Source organism: Streptomyces sp. NPDC053665 (assembly GCF_055585285.1).
Genome location: NZ_JBVJKK010000013.1, coordinates 53,150 through 76,080, shown reverse-complemented (window position 1 = coordinate 76,080; position 22,931 = coordinate 53,150). Strand labels below are relative to the sequence as shown.

Sequence of the window (22,931 nt, the reverse complement as noted above, 5' to 3'; positions counted from 1 at the left end):
TCCCTCACAGTGTGTTTCCGAGAACGGCATCCAGTGCCCGGTCCATGTCGTCCTCCGACAGCTCACCGGCCGCCTGCAGCGCGTCCGCAGCGGTGCTCACCTCAGCGGGATCGCCGTCGGGCCGCGCGAGCCGGAGCAGCTGCGCCAGCACTCCGCTGTCCCTCAGCTGATCCGCGCTCACGCGTTGCAGCGCCCACGCCGCGGCCTGCGCGGGATCCTGCGGCGGCCCGGACTCCCCGCCCGTCGTGGCGAGGTCCAGACGCACGTGCAGGAACTCGGCGACGGCCCGGGGGGTCGGGTAGTCGAAGGCCAGTGTGCTGGGCAGACTCACCTGCGCCTGGGCGCTCAGCCGGTTGCGCAGCTCCACCGCCATGAGCGAGTCCCAGCCGAACGAGCGCAGCGGCTTGTCCGCCGGAACCGTCTGCGGCCCCGGCAGGCCGAGAACCCCGGCGACCTCCTGCCGCACGGCATCCAGCAACGCCGCCACCTGTTCACCCGCCGGCAGACCGGCCAGCCGTGCACGGAAGGTCTCCGTGCGCGCCACTGCCTGCCGGGCCCGGCGCAACCGCGGCCGCGCCAGAGCCGCGAACAGCGGGGCGGCCTCCTCGCCGCCGCCCAGCCCGGCCACGTCCAGCTTGATCGGGACCAGATGGGTCTCCGGGCGGCCCAGGGCAGCGTCCATCGCGCTGATCGCCTCCTGCGCGGACAGCGCCTGCGAGCCGCGCTTGCGAAGCCGCGTCAGCTCCGTGTCGCCCAGGCCGGAGGTCATGCCGATGCCCGCCTGCTCCCACAGGCCCCAGGCAAGGCTCACCGCGGGCAGACCGAGCTTGCGCCGGTGGGCCGCCAGCGTGTCGAGGAAGACGTTGGCCGCCGCGTAGTTGCTCTGGCCTGGGGCGCCCAGCGTGCCCGCCGCCGAGGAGAACAGGACGAACGCCGCCAGGTCCAGTCCGGCCGTCAGCTCGTGCAGATGCGCCGCACCCGACACCTTCGGGGCGAGCACCCGGGCGAACCGGTCGGCGTCCTGGTTGCGGACGATGCCGTCGTCGAGCACGGCCGCGAGGTGGAAGACACCCGTCAGCGGATGCCGTGCGCCCGCCTCGCCGACGACACGGGCGACGTCCTCACGGTTCGACACGTCACAGGCCAGCACGCGCACATCGGCCGCGCCCGCTGCCAGCAGCTCCGCCACCACCTCGTCGGCGCCCGGTGCCCGCGGCCCGCGGCGCGAGGTCAGCACCAGGTGCCGCACCCCGTACTCCTCGACCAGACGACGCGCGACCAGGCGGCCGAGCTCGCCCGTGCCGCCCGTCAGCAGCACGGTGCCCGCGCCGTCCAAGGACTGCGGAACGGTGAGGACCAGCTTGCCGACGGTCCGGCCCTGCGCCATGAGGCGGAACGCGCTCGGTGCCTCCCGCACGTCGAACGCCGAGTACTGAAGCGGCGTGATGGCCCCCTGCTCCAGCAGGACGACGAGTTCGCACAGCATCTCCTGGACGCGGTCGGCCCCGCTGTCGATGAGGTCGAACGCCCGGTAGTGGACGCCCGGGTGCGCTGCGGCGATCTCGTCGGCGTCCCGCACGTCCGTCTTGCCCATCTCCAGGAACCGCCCCCCGCGCGGCAGCAGCCGCAGTGACGCGTCGACGAACTCCTCGGTCAGCGCGTTCAGCACCACGTCCACACCCGCGCCGCCGGTCAGCGACAGCCACTTCTCGGCGAAGCCGGTGTCGCGGGAGGAGGCGATGCGCTCCTTCGGCAGGCCGAGCTCCTCCAGGACGGGCCACTTGCCGGGACTCGCCGTGCCGTAGAGCTCGCAGCCGGCATGTCGGGCGAGTTGGAGCGCGGCCTGTCCGACACCGCCCGCCGCCGCGTGGACGAGGACCTTGTCCCCCGCCCGCAGGGGGCCGAGGTCGGTGAAGGCGTAGTGGGCGGTGAGGTAGGCCAGAGGGACGGTCGCGGCCTCCACGAAGGACAGCGAGTCCGGGATGCGCACCATCCAGCGCGCGTCCACCGTCACCTCGGAGCCGAACGTGCCCACGGCGAGCCCCATCACACGGTCACCGACCCGCAGATGCGCCACGCCCTCACCCGTTTCCAGGACGACACCCGCGCACTCCAGGCCGAGTTTCGGCGCGTGCACCATGTCGAGGGCGTTGAGCACGTCCCGGAAGTTCATGCCTGCCGCACGCACCCCCACCCTGACGAATCCGTCCGCCGGCGGATCGTCGTGGTCGACGGGACGGAAGACGAACGTGTCCAGCCGGCCCTTCTCCTCGATGTCCAGGTACCAGGGCTGCTGCCGTACGTCCGGAACGAGCACGTCCGGCGAGGACGCACGGTCGGCCCGCACCAGCCGGGGCACCAGCACACCGTCCCCACGCAGGACCAGCTCCGGCTCACCCCTGGAGAGCAGGACCCGGCGCAGCAGGGCCGCATCGGGCTGTTCGGCACCCAGGTCGACCAGTCGGAGGCCGCGCTCGGGGTGTTCGGCGCGGGCCACACGGATCAGGCCCCACAGCGGCGCGTGCTCCAGCGCCGTGATCGAGTCCACCTGGCTCGCGGCCACCGCGCCCCGAGTCACCCAGACGACGTCGATGCCCTCCGAGCGCGGATCGTCCAGCAGCTTCTGCAACCAGGCCAGCGCCGCCGTCACCGAGTGTCCGGCACGCTCCTCTACGGTCTCGTCGTTGCTGCGGGCTCCGCCGGCGGCGCTGAGGTCAACGACGACGGTAGAAGGGCGGTTTACGTCGAACGGCACGGCGGTGCCGAGGCTCCGGGCGTTCTCGACGCCCAGCGTCTCGGCCACCACTCCGCCCGGGCCGAACACCAGCAGCTCGCCGGCTTCCGCCGGGGGCGAGGCGGGCCCGTCCGGCGGCGAGGCGGACTCGTCCGGCAGCGTGTGCGGCTGGTACTCGACGCGGTACAGGTGCTCGGTGCCGCGGGTGACGCCCGCGCCCGTGAGCTGCGCGGTGTCCGCACGCTTGACCGCCAGGCCCTCCGCGCTCAGCACGGGCTCACCCGTACCGTCGCAGACGAGGATCCGGGCGGTGGAGTCGTCCACGAGCTCGGCGCGGACCCGCAGCTCGGTACCGCCCGTGGCGAACAGCCGCACACCGCTCCACAGGAACGGCAGCAGGACTCCGTCCGGGCCGTCGCCGTCCGGGTCGCCGGCCTGCGTTCCCGCCAGGGTGTGCAAGGCGGCGTCGAGGAGCGCTGGGTGCACCGCGAAGCCCTCGGCGTCCGGCTGGGCCTGCTCCGGCAGCCGCACCAGGCCGTACGCGACACTTCCGGCACGCCACAGTTCGGTCAGGCCCCGGAACATCGGTCCGTATTCCAGCCCCTGTTCGGAAAGGTCCGGGTAGAAGCCGTCCAGGCCGACCCGCTCGGCTCCGTCCGCCGGCCATGCGCGGAGGTCGGCGGGGGGCGGGGTCTGTGTGCTCGCCCCGGTCAGCGTGCCGGTGGCATGCAGGGTCCAGGCGGTGGTGTCGGTCCCGTCGTCGGGCCGGCTGTAGATGTCCAAGGGCAGAGCGTCTCCGTCAGCGGCGGCACCGACCTTCACCTGGAGGCGGACTGCGTTGTCGGCATCGACCACCAAGGGCTGTGACAGTGTCAGTTCGCCGACGCCGGCCGCACCGACGTGGTGGGCGGCGGTGAGCGCCAGGTCGAGGAGCCCGGTCCCGGGGACCAGTACGGTGCCGTGGACCGCGTGGTCCTTCAGCCACGGCTGCTCGGCGAGAGACAGCCGCCCGGTGAACAAGTGCCCCTCCCCGTCGGCCAGCTCGACCACGGCCCCCAGCCACGGGTGCGCGGAGGCGTCGAGACCGAGGGATCCGGCGTCCCCGGCCGCCCTGACCGTCTGATGCCAGTAGCGCCGGCGCTGGTAGGCGTAGGTCGGCAGCTGCACGACGGTGCCGGTGCCCAGCACCCGGTCCCAGTAGACGATGTGCCCCTGGACGTGCAACAGGCTCAGGTTGCGCAGCAGTTGTGCCGGGCCGCCCTGTTCGCGGGCCAGGGAACCCACGACGATGCCGCCGTGCTCGCTGCTGCCGTCGGTGAGTGGCATCGACAGCACCGGATGCGCGGAGATCTCCACGAACACCGTGTGTCCATCGTCCAGCAACCGGCTCAGGGCACGATCGAAACGCACCGGCTCGCGCAGGTTGCGGCACCAGTACGAGCCGTCCAGCTCCGGCCCCGCGGCGATCTGACTGGTCACCGTCGAATACAGAGGGATCCGCGCCCGGTCGGGGACGAGGTCCGCGAACTCGGCGGCCAGACCCGGCAGAAGCGGGTCCATCTGCGCGTTGTGAGACGCGTAGTCCACATTGATCCTGCGGGCATAGACATCCCGCGCGCCGAGCTCCGCCACGATCCGCGCGATGGCGTCCGCCTCACCGGAGATGATCGTCGAACCAGCCGTGTTCACCGCTGCGACGGACAGAGCATCGCCGTAGGGGGCGAGGAACTCCTCCACCTGCGCCACCGGCCGCTCGACCAGGGCCATACCGCCCTGCCCGGCGCAGGCCAGCACCGCCTTCGAGCGGGCGGCGACGATCTGCGCACCCTGCTCCAGCGACAACGCCCCGCTGACCACCGCGGCGACGACCTCGCCCTGCGAGTGACCCACCACCGCGGCAGGCTCGACCCCGAGAGAGCGCCACAGCGCCGACAGGGCGACACCCATGGCGAACAGTGCCGGCTGGACCACGTCGACCCGGTCGAACGGCGGGTGATCGCCCTCCTCACCGGCCAGCACCTCCCGCACCGACCAACCCGTCAGCGGCCGCAGAGCCGCATCACACGCCTCGACCGTCTCCCGGAACACCGCACTGGACGCCAGCAGTTCACGGCCCATGCCGACCCACTGCGAACCCTGACCCGGATAGACGAACACGACCTTCCCACGCCGCTCCGCCGCTCCCGTCACGACGGCCGGATGGGTCTGCCCCGAGGCGAGTGCCTCCAGGGCCTCCACGGCGGCGTCGAGGGAGTCGGCTGTCACCGCGGCCCGTGACTCGAAGTGTGTGCGGTGCACCGCTGCCGTGCGCGCCACATCCGCCAGCCGCACCTTCTCCTGCCCGGACAGCCAGGACGCCCAGCGCCGGGCCTGCTCGCGCAGCGCGGCCTCGTCACGACCCGACACCACCACCGGCACCGGACCCGCCACTCCCCCGGCCACCGGCTCGGACACTTCGGCGAGTGGCGGTTCCTCCACGATCACATGAGCATTGGTGCCGCTCAGTCCGAACGAGGAGACACCCGCGCGACGCGGACGTGCAGTATCCCGCTCCCACGCCCGCGCCTGCTGCACCAGTTGCAGCCCGCTGCCCTCCCACTCGATGAGCGAACTGGGCTCCTCCGCATGCAACGTCGCGGGAAGAACACCCTGCTGCAAGGCCAGGATCATCTTGATCACACCGGCGACACCCGCAGCCGCCTGCGCATGACCGATGTTCGACTTCGACGACCCCAACCAGACTGGAGACTGGGGATCCCGGCCCGGACCGAACACCTCCGCCAGCGCACCCGCCTCGATCGGATCCCCCAACGACGTACCCGTCCCGTGCGCCTCCACCGCATCGATATCCCCCGGCACCAACCGCGCCGCCTCCAGCGCATCCCGGATCACCCGCTGCTGCGACGGACCATTCGGCGCCGTCAACCCCTGACTGCGCCCGTCCTGATTCACCGCCGACCCACGCACCACCGCCAACACCCGATCGCCGTCACGCTCAGCCGCCGACAACCGCTTCAAAACCAGCACACCCACACCCTCCGACCACCCCGTGCCATCGGCCTGGTCGGAGAAGGACTTGCACCGACCGTCGGGGGCCAGCCCGTTGAGGCGGGAGAACTCCACGAACGGGGTGGGTGTGGACATCACGGTGACGCCGCCGGCCAGGGCGAGTTCGCACTCGCCCTGCCGCAGCGCCTGGGCGGCGAGGTGGAGGGCGACGAGGGAGGAGGAGCAAGCCGTGTCGACCGTGATGGCCGGGCCCTGTAGACCGAGCGTGTAGGCGACCCGCCCGGAGACGACACTGGAGGCGTTGCCCGTCCCGACGTAACCGTCGAGTTCCGCCAGTCCCCGGCCCTGCTGGGTGCTGTAGTCGGAACCCATGGTGCCGAGGTAGACGCCGGTGCGGCTCTCGCTCAGCGTCTCGGGCCGGATCCCGGCGCGCTCCAGCGCCTCCCACGACGCCTCCAGCACCAGCCGCTGCTGCGGATCCATCGACACCGCCTCACGCGGCGAGATACCGAAGAAGTCGGCATCGAAATCCTCGGCACCGGCGAGGAACCCGCCCTCCCGGATGTAGCTCTTGCCGACGGCCTCCGGGTCGGGGTCATACACGTCGAGCGCGTCCCAGCGCTGCGGGAACGGGCCGATGCCGTCCCGCTCCCCGGCCAGGAGCTCCCAGAACGCCTCGGGGGTGTCGATGCCGCCCGGCAGACGGCATGCCGTCGACACCACCGCGATCGGCTCCGCCGGGTCGGTCGCCCGCGTCGGGCGGTCGACTGCGGGAGCGGTGGCCGGGGTGAGTTCCATCCGCTCCAGCAGCAGTCCGGCTACGGCCGCCGGGGTGGGATAGTCGAACGCCAGGGTGGACGGCAGCCGTACGCCCGTGACGGCGGTCAGCCGGCTGCGCAGCTCCACGGCCGTCATGGAATCCATGCCCAGTCGCTGGAACACCTGTTGTTCGCCGATGCCGTCCTGCCCGGCACCCCCCAGGACGGCGGCCGCCTCCTGCCGCACAAGGGCGAGGAGAGCGGGGAGCCGTTCCTCTTGCGGCAGGGCGGCCAGCCGGTCCCGCACGCCGGACGCGGCCCGGGACGGCGTAGGCCGTGACGTGGTGCGCACGAGGCCGCGGAGCAGAGGGTGGATACCCTCGCCCCGGTCGGCATCGCGCTGCACGGCGGCCAGTTCGAGCCGTACGGGGACGAGCTGGGCCCGGTCCCCGGCCAGCGCCAGATCCAGAGCGCGCAGGCCCTGCCGTTCCGTCAGGGCGCCTATGCCCTGACGGCGGATGCGGGCCAGGTCGGCCCGCCCGAGCCGCGCGGTCATGCCGCCCTCCCTCTGCTCCCACATGCCCCAGGACAGGGCCACGGCCGGGCGGCCCTGCCGCCTGAGCCGGGCCGCCAGGGCGTCGAGCCAGGCGTTGGCCGCGGCGTAGTTGCTCTGGCCCGGCCCGCCCAGGACACCGGAGACGGAGGAGAACAGGACGAGGGCGGACAGGTCGAGGCCGGCGGTGAGGTCCGCCAGGTGGAGGGCGCCCGCGGCCTTGGGGTCCATGACCCGGCGCACGCGGTCCTCGTCCTGATCGGCCAGCAGTGCGTCGTCGGTGACTCCAGCGAGGTGGAAGACGCCGGTCCACGGGTGCTCAGGAGCGACGGCGGCCAGCACGGCGGCCAGCTGGTCGCGGTCGGCGACGTCGCACCGGACGACGGACACGGTTTCGGCTCCGGCGTCGGTCAGGTCCCGCACCAGTTCGTCGGCACCGGGGGCGTCGGAGCCGCGCCGTGAGGTGAGCACCAGGTGGCGCACGCCGTGCGTGTGCACCAAGTGGCGGGCGACGCGCCGGCCGAGTTCACCGGTGCCACCAGTGAGGAGCACGGAGCCGTCCGGGTCGAGCCGGTGGGATGCCTCCGTCTCGTCGACGGTGGGTTCGGGCACGAGCCGCGAGGCCAGCACCTGGCCCGCCCGTACGGCGATCTCCGGCTCCACGGCTGCGGCGAGGGCACGGGCGAGGACGTGGGAGTCGAGGTCCTGCGCGTCGAGGTCGACGAGCCGTACCGTCCGCTCGGGGTGTTCGGCGCGCACCGCTCGGACCAGGCCCCACACCGCGGCGCCGGCCCATCCGTCGAGCCGGTCGGCCGGCGAGGCCGCCACGCTGTCACGGGTGACCCAGACCAGGTCGGTGGACTCCAGCCGCTCGTCGGCGAGCAGGCTCCGGGCCGCGCGCAGGGTGCCGTTCACCGCGGCGAGGGCGGAAGCGTACGCCTCTTCCTCGTCGAGGGCCGTCGCGTCGAGGACCAGCCGTGCGGGGGGTTCCTCACCGGCGTCGAGCAGTGCGGTCAGCTCGTCCGTGCCGGGGCAGTGCCGTACCGGGCCCGAGTCGGGGCCGGTGGCGCCCAGGCGGTCGGCCAGGTCTCCGGTGCCGCCCACGACCCAGGTGCGGGTGTGGCCGTCCGCCGGCTCCGGGTGGCGCAGGGGCTGGAAGGCCACGCTGTAGAGGTGTTCGACGGTTCCGCGGACGCGCAGCTGTTCCGCTGTCGCCTCGCGCAGCCGCAGCGCCGCGACCTTCAGCACGAGGCGACCTGCCGCGTCGGTCGCGTGCAGCGAGGCGGTGGCGTTCGCACGGTCGAGGTCGACCCGCACCCTCAGGGCGGTGCTCTCGGCCACCCGGCATTCCACGCCGCTCCAGGCGAAGGGCAGGAGAACTCCCGTGCCCTGCGGGGAGTCCTGGGCGCGCAGCGCGGCGAGCCCGTGCAGGGCGGCGTCGAGCAGCGCCGGGTGGACGCCGTAGTCCGCGGTGCGCAGGTCGTCGGGGAGGCGGACCTCGGCGTACAGGGTGTCCCCCGTGCGCCACAGTTCGGCCAGTCCTTGGAAGGCGGGGCCGTACTGCAGGCCCAGGGTGTGGAAGTGCCGGTAGTAGTCGTCCAGTTCGATGCGTTCCGCGTCCGGCGCCGGCCACGGCTGCGGCTCGGGCTCGCCGGTCTGAGCGGAGTGCTCCAGCAGCTCGCCGACGGCGTGCTGGCGCCATGCGTCGAGGGCGGAGCCCTCGGTACGGCTGTGGATGCCGATCGTGCGGCCCCCGTCGCCGCGCGGGGCCCCGACGACGACCTGGAGGCGGACGGCCTCGTCCAGCACGAGCGGTTCGAGCAGCGTGAGCTCGGCCACCCCCGCCGCGCCGGTGCGGTGCGCGGCCGCGAGAGCCAGCTCCAGCAGACCGGTGCCGGGAACGAGGGCGATGTTGTGCACGACGTGGTCGCGCAGCCAGGGGTGCTCGTTCGGCGACAGTTTGCCGGTGAACAGGTGCCCCTCGCCGTTGGCCAGCACGGTCGCGGCGCCGAGCCACGGGTGCCCCGGGCGCTCCAGCCCGACCGACGCCAGATCGCCGCCCACCTGACCGGCCGTCTCCAGCCAGTGACGCTCCCGCTGGAAGGCATACGTGGGCAGCGCCACGGGTGCGGCCCCGGACCCGGTTGGCAGGATGTCCTGCCAGGTCAGCTCCTCCCCGGCCACGTGGAGGCCGCCGAGAGCCCGCACAAGCGTGCGGACCTCGTCCGTCCCGCCGGACTCGCCGGCGTCCGACCGCTGCGAGGCCACGAAAACGGCGTCTCGCTCCGAGCAGGCGGCGCCCATGGCGCAGAGGACGGCGGCGGGCCCGCACTCCAGGAACCGGGTCACGCCCTGCTGCTCGACTGCGCGCACGACGTCCAGGAAACGCACCGCGTCGCGGGCTTGGCGCACCCAGTACGCCGGGGAGCGCACTCCCTCTCCGGCTGCCAGGTCCTCGTCGGCCCGCAGTCCGGTCACGGACGAGACGAGCGGGATGACCGGGGCCTGGAAACGGCAGCTCTCGGCGATCGTCCGGAACTCGGCGAGCATGGCGTCCATGTGGGGCGAGTGGAAGGCGTGGGACACCTCCAGCCGGCGGGTGCGCCTGCCCTGTGCGGCGAAGTGCGCCGTGACGGCCTCCACCGCCGTCCCGTCACCGCTGACGACCGTCTGGGCCAGGCCGTTCAGGCCGGCGATGGAGATGCGGCCGTCGATGCCGGCGAGCACCTCGGTCACTTCCGCTTCGGACGCCTCGACCGATGCCATGGCGCCACCGCGTTCGCACGCCTGCATCAGCCGGCCGCGGGCCGCCACGAGGCGTGCCGCGTCGGCCAGGTCCAGGACGCCCGCCACGTGCGCGGCCGCCAGCTCGCCGATCGAGTGCCCGGCCACCACGGCGGGACGGACGCCCCATGACTGCCACTGGCGGAACAGCGCCACTTCGAAGGCGAACAGCGCGGGCTGCGTGAACTCCGTCTCGTGGACCAGGGCTGCGTCGGCGCTGTCGTCGGCGGCGAGGACCACCTCGGCCAGCGGGCGGCTCAGATGCGGATCGACAGCGGCGCAGACCTCGTCGAAGGCGTCGCGGAACACCGGCAGCGCCGCGTGGAGCCGGCGTCCCATGCCGATGCGCTGGCTGCCCTGGCCGGTGAACAGCACCGCGGACTCGCCCCGGGTGGCGGTGCCTTGGGCGAGGGCGGGATGGGGGCGGCCTTCGGCGAGCGCCTCCAGGGCCTCGACCAACTGGTCGAGGGAGTCGGCCGTCACCGCCGCCCGTGACTCGAAGTGTGTGCGGTGCCGGGCGGCGGTGACGGCGACGTCGGCCAGAGTCACGTCGTGGTGAGCGGTCAGCCAGGACGCCCAGCGCCCGGCCTGCTCGCGCAGCGCGGCCTCGTCACGACCCGACACCACCACCGGCACCGGACCCACCACGTCCTCGGCCACCGGCTCGACAGAAGCGGAAGAGGGCGCCTCCTCCACGATCACATGGGCGTTCGTGCCGCTCAGGCCGAACGAGGACACACCCGCGCGACGCGGACGTGCAGCATCCCGCTCCCACGCCTGCGCCTGCTGCACCAGTTGCAGCCCGCTGCCCTCCCACTCGATCAGCGAACTCGGCTCCTCCGCATGCAACGTCGCGGGAAGAACGCCCTGCTGCAACGCCAGGATCATCTTGATCACACCCGCGACACCCGCAGCCGCCTGCGCATGACCGATGTTCGACTTCGACGACCCCAACCACACCGGAGACTGCGGATCCCGGCCCGGACCGAACACCTCCGCCAGCGCACCCGCCTCGATCGGATCCCCCAACGACGTACCCGTCCCGTGCGCCTCCACCGCATCGATGTCACCCGGCACCAACCGCGCCGCCTCCAGCGCATCCCGGATCACCCGCTGCTGCGACGGACCATTCGGCGCCGTCAACCCCTGACTGCGCCCGTCCTGATTCACCGCCGACCCACGCACCACCGCCAGCACCCGGTCACCGTCACGCTCCGCCGCCGACAACCGCTTCAGCACCAGCACACCCACACCCTCAGACCACCCCGCACCATCCGCGGCAGCCGAGAACGACTTGCACCGGCCATCCGGAGCCATCGCCTTCAACCGCGAGAACTCCACGAAGAGGGAAGGCGTGGACATCACCGTGACACCACCCGCTAGGGCCACCTCGCACTCGCCCTGGCGCAGCGCCTGGACGGCGAGATGCAGTGCCACCAACGACGACGAGCACGCGGTGTCGACGGTCATCGCGGGGCCTTGGAGGCCGAGGACGTAGGAGACCCGGCCGGACAGGATGCTGGAGGCACGGCCGGTGCCGACATAACCGTCCAGCGCCTGCAGATCATGAGTGCGGTGATCCCCGTAATCGGAGTTCATCGCCCCCAGATACACACCCGTCCGGCTGCCACTGAGCGCCTCGGGCCGCATCCCCGCCCGCTCCAGCGCCTCCCACGACGCCTCCAGCACCAACCGCTGCTGCGGATCCATCGACACCGCCTCACGCGGCGAAATACCGAAGAAACCAGCGTCGAAATCCTCCACATGCCCATCCGCGAGGAACCCGCCCTCACAGCCGTAACTCTTGCCCTCCACCTCCGGATCCGGATCGAACAGATCCAATCCCCGCCAACGCCCCGGGAACCCACCCACCGCATCCCCACCGGACACCAGCAGCTCCCAGAACGCCTCCGGGGTGTCGATACCACCCGGCAGACGGCACGCCATCGACACCACCGCGATCGGCTCGGTGCGGGCGGCCCGCTCCGAGTCGAGTTCCTTCTCGGCCTTGAGCAGGGCCGTCGTGGCACGCCTCAGGTAGGACTCGAGCTTCTCGACATCGGGCGCGGTCATGAACTGACTCCAAACTTGTCGTCCAGGAACTGCAGAAGGTCTTCGGTGCTGTCGGCCTCTAGCTCGACGGGGGCCGCTTCTGCGGTGGTGACGGTCTTCGTCAGGCCCTCCTTGAGGTCGAGGAAGACCGATGCCAGGCCCTGCGACTCCAGCTGCTTCGGCGTGGCGGAGCGCAGGAGTTCCACCAGGCTGTCGATCTGCGCCTCGGTCAGCGGGCCGGTCGCGGCCCTGCGCCCCGGGCGCTCGGGAACGTCGTCCTGCGGCAGTCGGTCCAGCAGGAACGCGGCGATGGAGTCCGGGGTCGGATGGTCGAAGGCCAGGGTGGCCGGCAGGGTGAGCGCGGTCTCCGCGGACAGGCGCCTGCGCAGTTCCACCGCCATGAGGGAGTCCAGGCCCGCCTCCTTGAAGACCTGCTGGGCGTCCACGGCCTCGGGACCGGGCAGACCCAGCACCACGGCGGCCTCGCGGCGGACCGTCTCCAGGACGGTCCGGCGTCGTTCCTTGGCGGACGCGGAACGCAGCCTGTCCCGCAGGGTGACCGGTGCCGTCGCGCCCTGGGCGCGACGCAGCCTGCCCCGGAGCAGCCCACGCAGCAGCGCGGGTGTGTCGTCCCCGTCGTCGAGACCGCGTTGCAGCGCTCCGAGACTCAGCTTGACCGGCACGAAGTGCGCTTCCGGGCGGGACAGCGCGGCGTCCAGGAGGCGCAGCGCCTGGCCGGAGGTCAGCGCGGAGATGCCGCGGCGGCGCATCCGGGCCAGGTCGGCGTCGTTCAGGGCGTCGGTCACTCCGGTGCCGTCGGGCTCCCACAGGCCCCAGGACAGGCTGGTGCCGGGCAGGCCGTCGGCGCGGCGGCGGGCGGCCACCGCGTCCAGGACGGTGTTGGCGGCGGCGTAGGTGGACTGCCCCGCGCCGCCGAGGATCCCGGCGACCGAGGAGAACACCACGAACAGGGACAGGTCCGCGCCGGCCCGGCGGGTGAGCTCGTCGAGGTGGACCGCTCCGGCCGCCTTCGGGCCCATAACCGTCCACAGACGTTCGGGGTCCTGGTTCTGGAGCAGGCCGTCGTCGAGTGTGGCCGCGAGGTGGACGACCCCGGTCCACGGGTGGCCCTCCGGCGCGGCGGCCAGGATGTCCGCGAGGCGGTCGCGGTCGGTCACGTCGCACGCCTCGATGCGCACGGTCTCGGCGCCGGCGTCGTGGAGTTCGCGTACGAGGTCCGATGCGCCGGGGGCCTGGGAGCCGCGGCGGGAGGTCAGCACGAGGTGGCGGACTCCGTGGGCGCGGACGAGGTGGGCGGCGACCTGCCGGCCGAGCTCACCCGTGCCTCCGGTGACGAGGACGGTGCCGTCAGGGTCCGGGCGGCCGTGCGCGGAGCCGTCGCCGGTGGTGCCGGTGGTGCCAGTGGTGCCGGTGCTCCCGGTGGTGCCGGTGGCACGGACCAGGCGGGCGCCGAGCAGCGCCTCACCCCGTACGGCTATCTCGGGTTCGTCCGTCACCGTCAGCGCGCGGGCCAGCGCCGGGGAGGGCCCGTCCGTGTCGATGAGGCGCAGGACCCGCTCGGGGTACTCCGTGCGGGCCGCCCGCAGCAGGCCCCACACACCGCTGTGGGCGAGGTCCCGCACACCGTCGCCGGTGTCCACGGCGCCGCGGGTGACCCAGACCAGCTCAGTGGAGCCGAGCCGTTCCTCGGCCAGCAGTGCACGCAGCAGTTCCAGGGTTGCGGCCGTGCGGGCCCGCAGGTCCGCGACGGTGCTGCCGTCGTCGGTGTCCGGTATGTCCTGGGCACCGGCGGTGCCCGGGGCGGGGACGGCGGGGACGGCGGGGACGGCGAGGACGATCAGCCGAGCGGGCGCCGGGGAGCCCTCGTCGAGACGCGCCGTGACGGCGTCCGCACCGGCGAGGTGCTCGATGTGCCCGGTGTCCGTGGCGTCGGGCAGCCCGGCCGGGAAGCGCTCGTCGCCGAGAAGCCAGGTCGCGGCCGTCTCCTGCCGCGTCACCGGGGCGAGGAGCGGCTGGAAGTCCACCTGGTGGAGGTGTTCCACCGGGCGGCCCGCCCGCAGTTGTTCCGCGCTCGCCTCGCGCATCCGCAGCGCTCGGGCCGCGGCCACCGGCCTGCCCTCGGCATCGGCCACCCACAGCCGGGCACTGGAGCGCGCGCCGTCCAGGTCCACGCGCACCCGCAGGGTGGAGCTGCCTGCGGCGTGGAGTTCCACGCTCTCCCAGGCGAAGGGCAGCAGGACTCGCCGGTCGGACTCGTCCAGGTCCCGGACGGCCTGGACCGTGTGCAGGGCGGCGTCGAGCAGGGCGGGGTGCATCCCGAACTCCTGGGCCGGGACCCCCTCGGGGAGACGGACGAGGCCGTAGGCGGTGTCGCCGTCACGCCACAGCTCGGTCAGGCCCCGGAAGGCGGGGCCGTATCCGACACCCTGGGCGTCCAGCCGTTCGTAGAACCCGTCCAGGGGGACCGCCTCCGCCTCGGGGACGGGCCAGTCCCGCAGGCTCTCGAATTCCTGGTCGTGGCCGTCCGGGAGGCCCTCGAGCAGGCGTCCGGAGGCGTGGCAGGTCCAGTGCTCCTGGTCCGACTCCGGCCGGGAGTAGACGGCGATGGAGCGCTCGCCCTTCAGGTCGGGCGCGTCCACCGCGACCTGGAGGTGCAGGGCGCTGTCGTCGTCGAGGATCAGCGGTTCGGACAGGGTGAGTTCGCCGACGTGTCCGGCGCCGGTCTCCCGTGCCGCCACCAGGGCGAGTTCCAGCAGACCCGTGCCGGGGGCCAGGACGGTGCCGAACGCGGCGTGGTCCCTCAGCCAGGGGTGCAGCGCCGTCGACAGCCGGCCGGTGAACAGATGCCCCTCTCCCCCGGCCAGTGTCGTGACGGCGCTCAGCCAGGGGTGCCGCGCGGCGACGAGGCCCATCGAGTTCGCGTCGCCGGTCCCCTGTGCGGTGTCGGCCCAGTAGCGCTCGCCCTGGAAGGCGTACGTGGGCAGGGGTACCGCGTCCACCCGCCGGAGCCCGGCCCCGAGGGCGCGGTTCCAGTCGACGTCGAGGCCTTGAACGTGCAGCTGGGCGAGGGTGCGCAGGAGTTCGCCCGGGTCGCCGTGACCGCGCTGGAGGCTCGGCACGACGAGGCCGTCCGCGTCGGCGCAGCCGTCGGTGAGCGGCATGACCAGCACCGGGCTGGGGCTGACCTCGACGAACACGTCGTAGCCGTCGTCCAGCAGTCGGGCCTGGGTGAGGTCGAGGCGCACCGGCTCACGCAGGTTGCGGCACCAGTAGTCCGCGTCGAGTTCGGATCCGTCGAGGGGACCGCCGGTGACCGTCGAGTAGAACGGTATGCCGGTGTTCTGGGGGCGCAGGACGGTGAACTCGGCCCGCAGGCCGGGCAGCAGGGGGTCCATGTGCGCGCTGTGCGAGGCGCAGGCGGCGTTGAGCTTCCCGCACGAGATGTCCTCGTCGTCCAGTTCGATCAGGACGTCCTCGACCGCGTCGGCGTTGCCGGAGATCACCGTCCAGCGGCCGGTGTTGACCGCGGCGATCGACAGGGCCTCCCCGTACGGCGCGATGCGCTCCTGCACCTCGGCGACGGGCAGTTCGACGACGGCCATCTCGCCACCGCCGCCGTCGGACTGGAGCGCGCGGCTGCGCACCGCCACGATGCGGGCCCCCTCGTCGAGGGTCAGTGCACCGGACACGACGGCCGCGGCCACCTCGCCCTGACTGTGGCCGGCGACCGCGGCGGGTTCGAGGCCGAGCGACCGCCAGGCCGCCCCCAGCGCGACGTACATGGCGAAGAGCACAGGCTGGACGACGTCCAGACGCTCCAGGGGCAGGGAGCCGGAGTGTTCACCGCGCAGACGCTCCAGCACGGACCAGCCGGTGTACGGCCGCAGCGCCGCGTCGCAGGCCGTCACGGTCTCCCGGAAGACGTCGCTCTGCTCCAGCAGCGCGCTCCCCATGCCTTCCCAGTCGGTGCCCTGGCCGGGGAAGACGAAGACGACCTTCCCGCGCGGTGCGGCGGTGCCGTGGGTGAGGGCGGGGTGGGGGCGGCCGTCGGCGAGCGCCTCGAGGGCGTCGACCAACTGGTCGAGGGAGTCGGCTGTCACCGCCGCCCGTGAGTCGAAGTGTGTGCGGTGCACCGCTGCCGTGCGCGCCACATCGGCCAGAGTCACGTCGTGGTGAGCGGTCAGCCAGGACGCCCAGCGCCCGGCTTGCTCGCGCAGCGCGGCCTCGTCACGACCCGACACCACCACCGGCACCGGACCCACCGCGTCCTCAGCCGACTCGGAGACTTCGGCGAGTGGCGGCTCCTCCACGATCACATGCGCGTTGGTGCCGCTCAGACCGAAGGAGGACACACCCGCGCGACGCGGACGCGTAGCATCCCGCTCCCACGCCCGCGCCTGCTGCACCAATTGCAGCCCGCTGCCCTCCCACTCGATCAGCGAACTCGGCTCCTCCGCATGCAACGTCGCGGGAAGAACTTCCTGTTGCAAGGCCAGGATCATCTTGATCACACCGGCGACACCCGCAGCCGCCTGCGCATGACCGATGTTCGACTTCGACGACCCCAACCACACCGGCGAGCCCGGATCTCGGCCCGGACCGAACACCTCCGCCAGCGCACCCGCCTCGATCGGATCACCCAACGACGTACCCGTCCCGTGCGCCTCCACCGCATCGATATCACCCGGCACCAACCGCGCTGCCTCCAGCGCATCCCGGATCACTCGCTGCTGCGACGGACCGTTCGGCGCCGTCAACCCCTGACTGCGCCCGTCCTGATTCACCGCCGACCCGCGCACCACCGCCAGCACCCGATCACCATCACGCTCCGCCGCCGACAACCGCTTCAGCACCAGCACACCCACACCCTCCGACCACCCCGCACCATCCGCGGCAGCCGAGAAGGACTTGCACCGGCCATCCGGAGCCATCGCCTTCAACCGCGAGAACTCCACGAACGTCGACGGTGTGGACATCACGGTGACGCCGCCGGCCAGGGCGAGTTCGCACTCGCCCTGCCGCAGCGCCTGGGCAGCGAGGTGCAGGGAGACGAGGGACGAGGAACAAGCCGTGTCGACGGTTAGGGACGGACCCTGCAGGCCGAGGACGTAGGACACCCGGCCGGACAGGATGCTGGAGGCGCGGCCGGTGCCGACATAGCCGTCCAGGGCTTGCAGATCATGAGTGCGGTGATCCCCGTAGTCGGAGTTCATCGCCCCCAGATACACACCCGTCCGGCTGCCACTGAGCGCCTCGGGCCGGATCCCCGCCCGCTCCAGCGCCTCCCACGACGCCTCCAGCACCAACCGCTGCTGCGGATCCATCGACACCGCCTCACGCGGCGAGATACCGAAGAACCCGGCATCGAAATCCTCCACATGACCGTCCGCGAGGAACCCGCCCTCACAGCCGTAACTCTTGCCCTCCACCTCCGGATCCGGATCGAACAAGTCCAGCCCCCGCCAACGCCCCGGGAACCCACCCACCGCATCCCCACCGGACACCAGCAGCTCCCAGAACGCCTCCGGCGTGTCGATACCACCCGGCAGACGGCACGCCATCGACACCACCGCGATCGGCTCGTCCGCGGACCGGTCCTCGTCCCGGACGACGGCCGTGGCCGCCGGGGTCCCAGGGCCGGAGGCCAGGTCCAGCCTGCTCAGCAGCAGGTCGGCGATGGCGGTGGACGTCGGGTGGTCGAAGGCGAGGGTCGACGGCAGGGGGACGCCGGTCTCCGCCGAGAGGCGGCGGCGCAGTTCGACCGCCATGAGGGAGTCGAGGCCGAGGTCCTTGAACACCTGTTCCTTGCCCACCCCTTCGGCGCCGGACAGGCCCAGGACGGTGGCGGCCTCCTTGCGGACCAGGTCGATGAGCGACCCGCGCCGGTCGGCCTCGGACAGCGTCAGCAGGCGGCCGCGCAGGTCCGACCGGTCGGCACCCGCCTGTCCGGCGCGGCGGCGCGGTGCGCGCAGGAGGGCACGCAGCACCGCCGGCACCGCCGCCTCCCCCTCGCTGTCGAGGGTGCGCTGGAGCGAGGTGAGCTCCAGCCTGACGGGCACGAAGTGGGCGTAGGGCTGGGTGAGGGCCGTGTCCAGTGCCGTGAGTGCCTGGGCGGCGGTCAGCGCGCCGACTCCCTGACGGCGCAGCCGGGTGAGTTCGGCCTGGCCCAGTGCGGCGGTCAGGCCGATGCCCGCCTGCTGCCACAGTCCCCAGGACAGGCTGGTGGCGGGCAGGCCGGCGGCGCGGCGGTGTGCGGCGAGCGCGTCGACGTAGGCGTTGGCGGCGGCGTAGGTGGACTGTCCGGCACCGCCGAGGACACCGGCGGCGGACGAGAACAGCACGAACGCGGCCAGGTCCATGTCGCTGGTGAGCTCGTGGAGATGCTCGGCGGCCTGGGCCTTGGGTCCCCAGACCGCGGCGAGCCGCTCCCGGGTCTGGCCGGTCAGCAGGCCGTCGTCGAGGATCGCGGCGAGATGGAGGACGGCCGTCCAGGGCCGGTCGGTGGCGGCCAGCACCTCGGCGAGGCGCTCGCGGTCGGAGACGTCGCACGCGATGACGTGGACGCTCGCCGCGCCCGCCTCCGTCAGCCCGGCGACGAGCTCCGCGGCACCGGGGGTGTCAGGGCCGCGCCGGGAGGTGAGGACCAGGTGGCGTGCGCCGTGCTCGCGCACCAGGTGGGCGGCGACCTGCCGCCCCAGTTCACCTACGCCGCCGGTGATCAGCACGGCGCCCTCCGGGTCCAGGGGCGCCGTCCCGGCCTCCCCGGCGGCGCGGACGAGGCGTGCGACACGGATCTCGCCGTCCCGTACGACCGCCTCGGGCTCCCCGGCGATCAAGGGCGCCCGGGCGGGGTCGACGGAGCCGTCGGTGTCGACCAGGTGCACCGGGCGTTCGGGGTGCTCGGTGCGGGCCGTGCGCAGCAGCCCCCACAGTCCCGCGCCGGCCGGCGACGGTACGCCCGTGCCGTCCCCGGCGTCCACGGCGCCGGAGGTGACCCAGAGCAGGGGCACGCCGTTCAGCCGCGGCTCGGCGAGCAGGCCCTGGAGGAGGTCGAGGGCCAGGGACGTGGTCTCCAGCGCGGTCGGGGCCGGGGCGGTGGCGTCGATCACGACCCGCTCAGGGGCGTCCTCCCCGGCGTCGAGGCGGCCGGTCAGCGCGTCGAGCGCGGCCGGGTCCGCCAGTTCCGTCACCCAGGCGGCGCCCTCGGGCGCGGCCGGCGGGGCGGGCAGCCGGCGGAACTCGAGACGGTGCAGGTGGGCCGTCCCGGGACGGGATGCGCGGACCTGCTCGGCGGTGGCCTCTCGCAGTCGCAGATCCGCCTCGACGACGAGTCGTCCCGATGGGTCGGTCGCACGGACGCGCAAGGTGTCCGCCGCGGTGTCGAGGTCGATCCGGACGCGCAGTTCGGTGCTGCCGACGGCGTGCAACCGCGCCGCGGACCACACGAAGGGCAGCAGGACCTGCTCGTGCGCTCCGCTTCCCCCGTGCAGCGTCACCAGGGCGTGCAGTGCGGCGTCCAGGAGGGCGGGGTGGATGGTGAACGCATCCGGTGCGAGGGCTTCCGGCAGCTGCACGAGGCCGTAGGCGGTGTTCCCGCTGCGCCACAGCTCGGTGAGGCCCTGGAAGGCCGGACCGTAGCCGAGGCCGCGTGCAGCGAACGCCTCGTAGAAGCCGTCGAGCGGGAGCCGCTCGGCGCCGGGGACGGGCCACTGCGCCAGACCGGTGGGCTCGTGGGTGTCAGGCGTGGCGGCGTACGAGAGCGTCCCGGCCGCGTGCTGCCGCCACGGGACGTCCTCGTCGGCGGACTCGGGTCGGCTGTAGACGGCTATGGAGCGCCGGCCGTCGGACGAGGGACCGCCCACGACGACCTGGAGGCCGAGCGCGCTCTCGTCGGGGAGGACGAGAGGCTCCAGCAACGTCAGTTCCTCGACCGTCTGCGCGCCTACGTGGTCGGCGGTCACCAGGGCGAGTTCGAGGAGACCCGTGCCGGGGACCAGGGTCGTGCCGAACGCCGAGTGCTCGGCCAGCCACGGGTGTTCCCGCAGCGACACGCGGCCGGTGAACAGGTAGCCGTCGTCGTCCGCGGTGGCCGTCAGCGCACCGAGCCAGGGGTGCTCCGCGGGCTGCAGTCCCAGGGAACGGGCGTCACCCGTCGTCTCCTCGCTCTGGTGCCAGTAGCGCTGACGCTGGTAGGCGTAGGTCGGCAGCTGCACGACGGTGCCGGTGCCCAGCACCCGGTCCCAGTCGAGGGGGTGCCCCTGGACGTGCAACAGGCTCAGATTGCGCAGCAGTTGTGCCGGGCCGCCCTGTTCGCGGGCCAGGGAACCCACGACGATCCCGCCCTGCTCGCTGCTGCCGTCGGTCAACGGCATGGACAGCACCGGATGCGCGGAGATCTCCACGAACACCGTGTGACCATCGTCCAGCAACCGGCTCAGGGCACGGTCGAAACGCACCGGCTCGCGCAGGTTGCGGCACCAGTACGAGCCGTCCAGCTCCGGCCCCGCGGCAACCTGACCGGTCACCGTCGAATACAGAGCAATCCGCGCCCGGTCGGGGACGAGGTCCGCGAACTCGGCGGCCAGACCCGGCAGAAGCGGGTCCATCTGCGCGTTGTGGGACGCGTAGTCCACATTGATCCTGCGGGCGTACACATCGCGCGCGCCGAGCTCCGCCACGATCCGCGCGATGGCGTACGCCTCACCGGAGATGATCGTCGAACCGGCCGTGTTCACCGCGGCAACCGACAACGCATCGCCGTAGGGGGCGAGGAACTCCTCCACCTGCGCCACCGGACGCTCGATCAGCGCCATACCGCCCTGCCCGGCGCAGGCCAGCACCGCCTTCGAGCGGGCGGCGACGATCTGCGCACCCTGCTCCAGCGACAACGCCCCGCTCACCACCGCGGCGACGACCTCGCCCTGCGAGTGACCCACCACCGCGGCCGGTTCCACACCCAGCGAACGCCACAGCGCCGACAGGGCGACACCCATGGCGAACAGTGCCGGCTGGACCACGTCGACCCGGTCGAACGGCGGGTGATCACCCTCCTCACCGGCCAGCACCTCCCGCACCGACCAACCCGTCAACGGCCGCAGAGCCGCATCACACGCCTCGACCGACTCCCGGAACACCGCACTGGACGCCAGCAGTTCACGGCCCATACCGACCCACTGCGAACCCTGGCCCGGATAGACGAACACGACCTTCCCACGCCGCTCCGCCACTCCCGTCACCAGCGCCTCGTGCGCCTCACCGCCCGCCAGCGCCCGCAATGCACGAACCAACTCCGGCACGTCGGCCGCCACCACACTCGCCCGTGACTCGAAGTGTGTGCGGTGCCGGGCGGCGGTGACGGCGACATCGGCCAGAGTCACGTCGTTATGAGCGGTCAGCCAGGATGCCCAGCGCCCCGCCTGCTCCCGCAGCGCGGCCTCGTCACGACCCGACACCACCACCGGCACCGGCACCGGACCCGCCACTCCCCCGGCCACCGGCTCGGAGACTTCGGCGAGCGGCGGTTCCTCCACGATCACATGGGCATTGGTGCCGCTCAGACCGAACGAGGAGACACCCGCTCGGCGCGGACGCGACACATCCCGCTCCCACGCCCGCGCCTGCTGCACCAGTTGCAGCCCGCTGCCCTCCCACTCGATCAGCGAACTCGGCTCCTCCGCATGCAACGTCGCCGGAAGAACACCCTGCTGCAGCGCCAGGATCATCTTGATCACACCGGCGACACCCGCGGCCGCCTGCGCATGACCGATGTTCGACTTCGACGACCCCAACCACACCGGCGAGCCCGGATCCCGGCCCGGACCGAACACCTCCGCCAGCGCACCCGCCTCGATCGGATCACCCAACGACGTCCCCGTACCGTGCGCCTCCACCGCATCAATGTCCCCCGGCACCAACCGCGCCGCCTCCAGCGCATCCCGGATCACCCGCTGCTGCGACGGACCGTTCGGCGCCGTCAACCCCTGACTACGCCCGTCCTGATTCACCGCCGACCCACGCACCACCGCCAACACCCGATCACCATCACGCTCCGCCGCCGACAACCGCTTCAGCACCAGCACACCCACACCCTCCGACCACCCCGCACCATCCGCGGCAGCCGAGAAGGACTTGCACCGGCCATCCGCGGCCATGCCCTTGAGGCGGGAGAACTCCACGAAGAGGGACGGTGCGCTCATCACCGTGACGCCGCCGGCCAGGGCGAGTTCGCACTCGCCCTGCCGCAGCGCCTGGACGGCGAGATGCAGTGCCACCAAGGACGACGAGCACGCGGTGTCGACCGTGATGGCCGGGCCTTGCAGGCCGAGCGTGTAGGCGACCCGTCCGGAGACGACGCTGGACGCCTTGCCGGTGCTGACGTAGCCGTCCAGGGCGTCCAGGTTGCGGCCGAGGTCGCCGTAGTCGGTGCTCATGGTGCCGAGGTAGACGCCGGTGCGGCTCTCGCTCAGTGTCTCGGGCCGGATCCCGGCGCGCTCCAGCGCCTCCCAGGACGCCTCCAGCACCAGCCGCTGCTGCGGATCCATCGACACCGCCTCTCGCGGCGAGATACCGAAGAAGCCGGCGTCGAAATCCTCCACATGACCGTCCGCGAGGAACCCTCCCTCGCGCGCGTAGCTCTTGCCGACGGCCTCCGGGTCGGGGTCGTACAGGTCGAGTCCACGCCAGCGGTCGGGCAGACCGCCCACTGCGTCACCGCCGGACGCGAGCAGCTCCCAGTACGCCTCGGGGGTGTCGATACCGCCCGGCAGACGGCATGCCATCGACACCACGGCGATCGGGTCGGTGAGCTGGGCCTCCAGATCGGCTGCCCGCTTCTGCAGTGCCCGGATGGCGGGCAGCGCGGCCTTCAGGTCCTGCTGTGTGTTCGACACGTCGAGCCTTTCTGCGCGATCAGCGCGACCCTCGCTGCCCGGCGCGTCACGCCGTCGTGTGCGACGGGGCCGGAAAGCGGCTGTACCCGGGACAGATGTGGTGCTCGACCATCGAATCGGGGCGAGCTAGA

At 72.6% G+C, this 22,931-nt stretch carries 2 protein-coding genes; both read right to left on the bottom strand.

Features of this window, described 5'->3' with window-relative positions; translation table 11 throughout:
- Positions 1-4 precede the first annotated feature (4 nt).
- Positions 5-11,911 carry an SDR family NAD(P)-dependent oxidoreductase gene (locus tag ACZ6ZN_RS32895; RefSeq protein WP_469651857.1) on the bottom strand — a complete coding sequence of 3,969 codons (11,907 nt, stop codon included), beginning with the start codon at positions 11,909-11,911 and terminating at the stop codon, positions 5-7.
- Positions 11,908-22,800, bottom strand: coding sequence for a type I polyketide synthase (locus tag ACZ6ZN_RS32890; protein WP_469651856.1), 10,893 nt, complete (start codon positions 22,798-22,800; stop codon positions 11,908-11,910). The genes ACZ6ZN_RS32895 and ACZ6ZN_RS32890 overlap by 4 nt, the downstream gene beginning before the upstream one ends.
- Positions 22,801-22,931 lie beyond the last annotated feature (131 nt).